This window comes from Verrucomicrobiota bacterium, assembly GCA_019247695.1.
Taxonomy (GTDB): Bacteria; Verrucomicrobiota; Verrucomicrobiia; order Chthoniobacterales; family JAFAMB01; genus JAFBAP01.
Genome location: JAFBAP010000189.1, coordinates 1 through 5,334, shown reverse-complemented (window position 1 = coordinate 5,334; position 5,334 = coordinate 1). Strand labels below are relative to the sequence as shown.

At 63.2% G+C, this 5,334-nt stretch carries 4 protein-coding genes; all 4 read right to left on the bottom strand.

What is annotated here, in order from left to right; translation table 11 throughout:
• Positions 1–478 precede the first annotated feature (478 nt).
• Genes JO015_22250 through JO015_22235 form a run of 4 tightly spaced genes read right to left on the bottom strand, consistent with a single transcriptional unit; the run spans position 479 to position 4,594 of the window.
• Positions 479–916 (bottom strand): carbon monoxide dehydrogenase subunit G, encoded by a 438-nt coding sequence (locus tag JO015_22250; protein ID MBW0001830.1) that lies wholly within the window; start codon positions 914–916, stop codon positions 479–481.
• Positions 913–1,758: a xanthine dehydrogenase family protein subunit M gene (locus tag JO015_22245; GenBank protein MBW0001829.1), complete on the bottom strand. Its 846-nt coding sequence runs from the start codon at positions 1,756–1,758 to the stop codon at positions 913–915. Before JO015_22245 ends, JO015_22250 begins: the two co-directional genes overlap by 4 nt.
• Positions 1,755–4,121, bottom strand: a complete 2,367-nt coding sequence (locus JO015_22240) for a xanthine dehydrogenase family protein molybdopterin-binding subunit (protein MBW0001828.1) — start codon at positions 4,119–4,121, stop codon at positions 1,755–1,757. The genes JO015_22245 and JO015_22240 overlap by 4 nt, the downstream gene beginning before the upstream one ends.
• Before the next feature lie 2 nt (positions 4,122–4,123).
• A complete protein-coding gene (locus JO015_22235; protein MBW0001827.1) occupies positions 4,124–4,594 on the bottom strand; it encodes a (2Fe-2S)-binding protein in 471 nt (156 codons plus the stop codon).
• Between the last annotated feature and the right edge of the window lie 740 nt (positions 4,595–5,334).

The window sequence follows — 5,334 nt, the reverse complement described above, 5'->3', positions numbered from 1 at the left end:
GCAAAGCAGCCCGGGGCTGTAGGCTTGCCCTCCCTCATCCGGCATTCTATCTGATTTGTCGTATTGCCGTCCGCGGCTACGGCCAGGTCCGGAATTGCGGCCTCGGCGGCAAGGGCGGCGCTGACTCATTTTCTGCCGCCCCTTCAGCAAATCCAACCCGGCGCGGCGGGCGTTTGTCAAGGTGGGCGTACAGGCGTGACGCCTTAGGAGGGCTCGATCGTTATTTGACGGTTACCTAGGATAAATCCTGGGCTATGTTCCAGCGCCCCTTCGGGGCTGAAATCCGGTCGAAATGTTACCGAGATAATGGTCTAAATGGTATAAGACCATCTGACCGGCGGCTCAACACGGCGCACCAATCTGCGTGAGCCTCGATGTCCGGGCGCAAGTCCACGACGTGAGCAACGCTGGGCACGATGCAGGCCAGAGGCTCGCGCGCCGAAGCTCGGGGCGAGGAAGGGCCTCTTAGACACGCAAGTCAGGCGCTGAGCTGCTGGCCCAGTTTGCGGAAGAATTCGTCCAGCATCTTCTTCGCCGCCGCGTCCACGAGCCGCGACCCTACCGCCGCAATGAGCCCACCAACCTGCCCTTCCGATTCACATTGGAGCTCACTCCCCTCGCCCTTCGGCGAGATTCGGATCCGGGCGATCCCCTTTACCCAACCGGGAGCGCCCTTCCCATCAGCCTGAAGCGTAAACGACACCGGCGGGTTCTTCTCCGCGATGCGCACCTTCCCGACGTAGCTTCCCTTCAAGCCGGCAACGCCGATTTTCAGATGCGCGGAGTAACTGTCTTCTCCGGTCTGCTCCATCTTCTCGCAACCGTCGATGCACTTCTGGAGAACCGCCGGATCGACGAGCGCCGCAAAGACCTTCTCCTGCGGGGCGTTGTACGCGTGTGTCGCGGAAAGCTTCATTTGCGGCTCGCAGCGAGTTCCAGGGCCCGCTTTGCGTGGACGCACGCAAGATGCGCCCGGAATTCCGCTGAGGCGTGGATATCCGAGAGCGGATCAACTCCGTCAACCGCTTTCTGAGCCGCTGCGGCGATTGTTGCCGCCGATAACTCCGATCCGTGAAGCAAAGATTCCACGGCGGCGGCGCGATACGGCTTCGGGGCTACGCCCGTTACCGCGACGGCAGCAACCTTCCGGGATGTGTCCAGGACGACGGCGACGCCGGCGATTGCAAAGCCGCTCGCCTTCTGCGTGAACCTGACGTACGCCACCGACTTCGCGGTCACCGGCACGCGAAGCGTCTTGAGGATTTCACCCGGCTCGACGGCCGACGTCAGCATGTCCACGAAGAAGTCCTTCGCGGCCACGATCCGGCCTCCGCGCGGGCCGGCAAGCTCAAATTCAGCGTCGAGCGCGAGCATCGCCGCCGGCCAGTCGGCCGCAGGATCGGCGTGGACGCAGCTGCCGCCGATGGTTCCTTTGTTGCGCACCTGCACGTCACCGATCCTGGCGGCGACCTCGGGCAGAAGCGGGCAGGAGCGTCCGAGAAGATCGGACGACTCAACGTCATAATGGGTGGCGAGCGCGCCGATCGCGATTTTTCCGTCCTGTTCGCTGATTGAGCGAAGGCCGCCGATCCGGCCGATGTCGACTATCACCTTGGGTTGTGCGAGCCGGAGCTTCATCGCCGGGATCAGGCTGTGGCCCCCGGCGAGCACCTTGGCATCATCGCCGTGTCTGGCCAGGACGTCGAGCGCCTCGTCGAGCGTCGCAGGCCGGACGTAGTCGAACGCAGCGGGGATCATGACCGGCCTTCCTTTTCCTGGATCGCGCGCCAGACCCGCTCAGGCGTGAACGGCAGGTCGAGGTGACGGATCCCGAGCGATGAAAGCGCGTCGATGACGGCGTTCCCGATCGCGGGCGTTGCCCCGATCGTTCCCGCCTCGCCCACCCCCTTCACGCCAAGCGGGTTCGCGGGCGAAGGTGTCTCGGTACTCCCAAGGACAAAATCCGGGACATCCGTCGCGTGCGGAATCGCGTAATCCATGAATTCCCCCGTGAGCAACTGTCCGTTCTCATCATAGACGGTCCCTTCCATGAGCGTCGCGCCGATCGATTGAGCAATTCCGCCCTGCACCTGGCCTTCGACCAGAAGCGGGTTTACCTGCCTGCCGCAATCATCCACCGCGATGTATTTCACGATGTTGACCTGACCGGTATCGCGGTCCACCTCGACGGCGGCAATGTGCGTCCCGAACGGGAACGTGCAGCTGGGCGGCTCGAAGAAGCTCGATGCTTCGAGCCCCGGCTCCAACCCGGGCGGCAGGTTTTTTGCGAGGTAGGCCTCGCTGGCGAGCCGTCCCCATCCAAGCGCATTCTCGGCCTTCCCGTTTGCGAAGAACCCGCCATCCTTGAACTCAACCTCTTTGGGCGTGGACTCAAGGAGCGCCGCAGCCAGCGTTTTCGCCTTTTCAATGATCTTATCGATCGACATCACGATCGCCGTCCCGCCAAGCGAAGTGGTGCGGCTGCCGTACGTGTCGCGGCCGAAGTGGGCCGTTGCCGTGTCGCCACGGAGAACGACGACGTCTTCGATCGGTACGCCCAACCGGTCAGCCGCGATCTGGGCAAAGCTGGTCTCCTGCCCTTGCCCGTGCGGGGTAGTGCCCGTAATCACGGTCACCTTCCCGGACATCTCGATCCGGACGCAGCCCCATTCCCATCCGCCCGCAGCCATGGTCTTTGAAGGACCGAACCCGCAGATCTCAACGTAGGTGGCTATGCCAACCCCGAAAAGCCGGCCCTCCCCCCGCGCCGCGTCCCGTCGTTTGAGGAGCTTCGGCCAGTCGGCGAGCGCTGCCGCCTTGTCAAGGGCCGCCTGATAGTTTCCGCTGTCATACACGAGCCCGCTGGCGGTTGTGAACGGGAACTCCGTGGGAGCGGGCATGTTTTTCAGGCGGACCTGCACCGGGTCGAGGCCAAGCTCGGCGGCTACAAAGTCCATGATGCGCTCGATCACGTAGGCCGCCTCGGGCCGTCCCGCGCCGCGGTACGCATCGGTTGACATCTTGTTTGTGTGTACGCCCGTAAAGTCGACCTGCACCGCCTTGAGCTTATAGCAGCCGCAGATCATGACGCCTGTCAGGGTCGGGATTGCGGGCGTCAGAAGCTGGCAGTACGAGCCGATATCGGCGATCGCTTTAGACCGGATGGCGAGCACCGTGCCGTCGTTCCGAATCGCAATCTCGTGGTCTCCAACCTGATCGCGCCCATGAATGGTGGCCGCCGCGTTTTCGCGCCGGCTCTCGATCCACTTGATCGGCCGGTCAAGGCGCATGGCCAGGTGACTGACGACGGCCTCTTCCGGGTAGAGGTTAAGCTTTGAACCGAACCCGCCACCGACCTCGGGCGCGACCACGCGGAGCTTGTTCTCCGGGATTCGGATCAAGCCGGGTAGAAGCGTCCGGATAAGGTGCGGGATCTGGGTCGAGGTCCAGAGGGTGAGCGATGATTCACCAGCATTCCACGACGCCACGCAGCCGCGTGGTTCCATGGCCATCGGCGTCAGCCGCGGGTGGTTTACACGGATTTTCAGGACCTTGTCGGCCTCCTGGAAGGCGCCGGCCACATCACCGGACTGGAGGTTCCACGTAAACGCGACGTTGGTCCCGAGTTCAGGGTGCGTGAGGGGCGAATCCTGTTGGAGCGCCTTCTCCGGATCGATCACCGCCGGGAGTGGATCGTAGTCGACCTCGACGAGATCGAGCGCGTCCCGCGCGATGGCCCGCGTCTCCGCGATAACGACCGCGACCGGGTGGCCGACGAAGTAGGCACGCCCGCCAGCCAGGACCTTATGGTCAGGCGACTTCTGGCCGGGAAGCAGGGAGACGCATGGAATCGTCCCCACTTTGTCGTTCACGTCCGCACCGGTGAAGACACCGATGACGCCCGGCAACTGCGTCGCGGCCTCCGTCTTGATGGAATTGACAGTAGCGTGTGCGTGCGGGCTGCGGACGAATTCCGCGTGGAGGATGCCCGGGAGCTTCAAATCGTCAACGTAGGTTGCGATGCCTTTAACGAGTCGGGGATCCTCAACGCGCTTCATCGCGCGGCCGACGTATCCCTGAGACGATTTCACTTCAGGGGCGTTCTCTTTCGTGGTGACCATTTCTACCTCCGGGCTTTCTTTGCTGCGTGCTCAACCGCGTCGACGATGTGCGAGTAGCCGGTACAACGGCAGAGATTGCCGTCGAGCGCGTGGCGGATTTCGTCGCGTGAAGGCGAGGCATTTCGCTCAAGAAGCTGGACCGCAGCCATGATCATGCCTGGCGTGCAGTAGCCGCACTGGAGCCCGTGGCATTCCCAGAAACCTTCCTGGACAGGATGCAGCTGTCCGTCACGCGCAAGCCCCTCGATCGTGGTGACCTCTGAACCATCAGCCTGGACGGCAAGCATCGTGCACGACTTGACCGCCTGCCCGTCAACCAGCACGGTGCAGGCCCCGCACACGCCGGTCTCGCAGCCCACGTGCGTCCCGGTCAGGCCGCACACCTCACGCAAAAACTGAACCAGCAACAGGCGAGGCTCTACCTCGCTTTCACGCAGCTTTCCGTTGACACGGATCTTGACGGGGATGCTCACGGGGGAACCCTCCCAGGGATCGAAGGCTTGAACGTTAGCCCGGCAGCCGCGGCATCGTCAATGAAAATGTGGCGAGGCCGCGACCCGGCCCCCCCTTGGTTGCAGCCTTGGGCCCAAATCCCGCGCGCGTCACATTGCGTTACTGCATTTGTGGCGGGTTAAAGATTATCTGCTTTAATACGGCATGAGAAAAGTATTGGGGTTAACCCTGGCAGGCGTCGTCTCGGCGTTTGTTGCGCTTCCCACTTGGGCGGAGGATCACGACCAAGACCATCATGACCGAGACTATCATCGGCATCACCATCACGGCCATTATGAATGGCATCATCACCACCGAGTATGGGTACCGGATCGCTAAGGCCTTCGCGGTGCATGCCGGCCAATAATGCAAGGCCGGTCGCCGGAGACGCCATAGTACAAAAACTCGTGTAAACCGGAGACGACTGAAGGGCCGCAATACGCGTCGTTCCGGATCTGCTTGCAGCCCCGTGCGGCTGTTCCGTTCGGTCCTGCTTCCGGGTCTCCGGGCGCGCCCGCCGGTCACGTGACCGGCGGGCCTTAGCGCACGCCGTCCTGGCACGAGGTCGCGAGATCTGCTCGCGTTCGCACGCGTCCAACCCAGGCGGCCGTCAAAGGTTGGGGTGGTCGGGGTTGGCGTCGAGGGTCGCGCCGGGTTTGGCCAACCGGCCGCCTCTTGGGAGTCGGCGCCCGCCGGGGCAGCGTTTCAGGCGTACCGACGG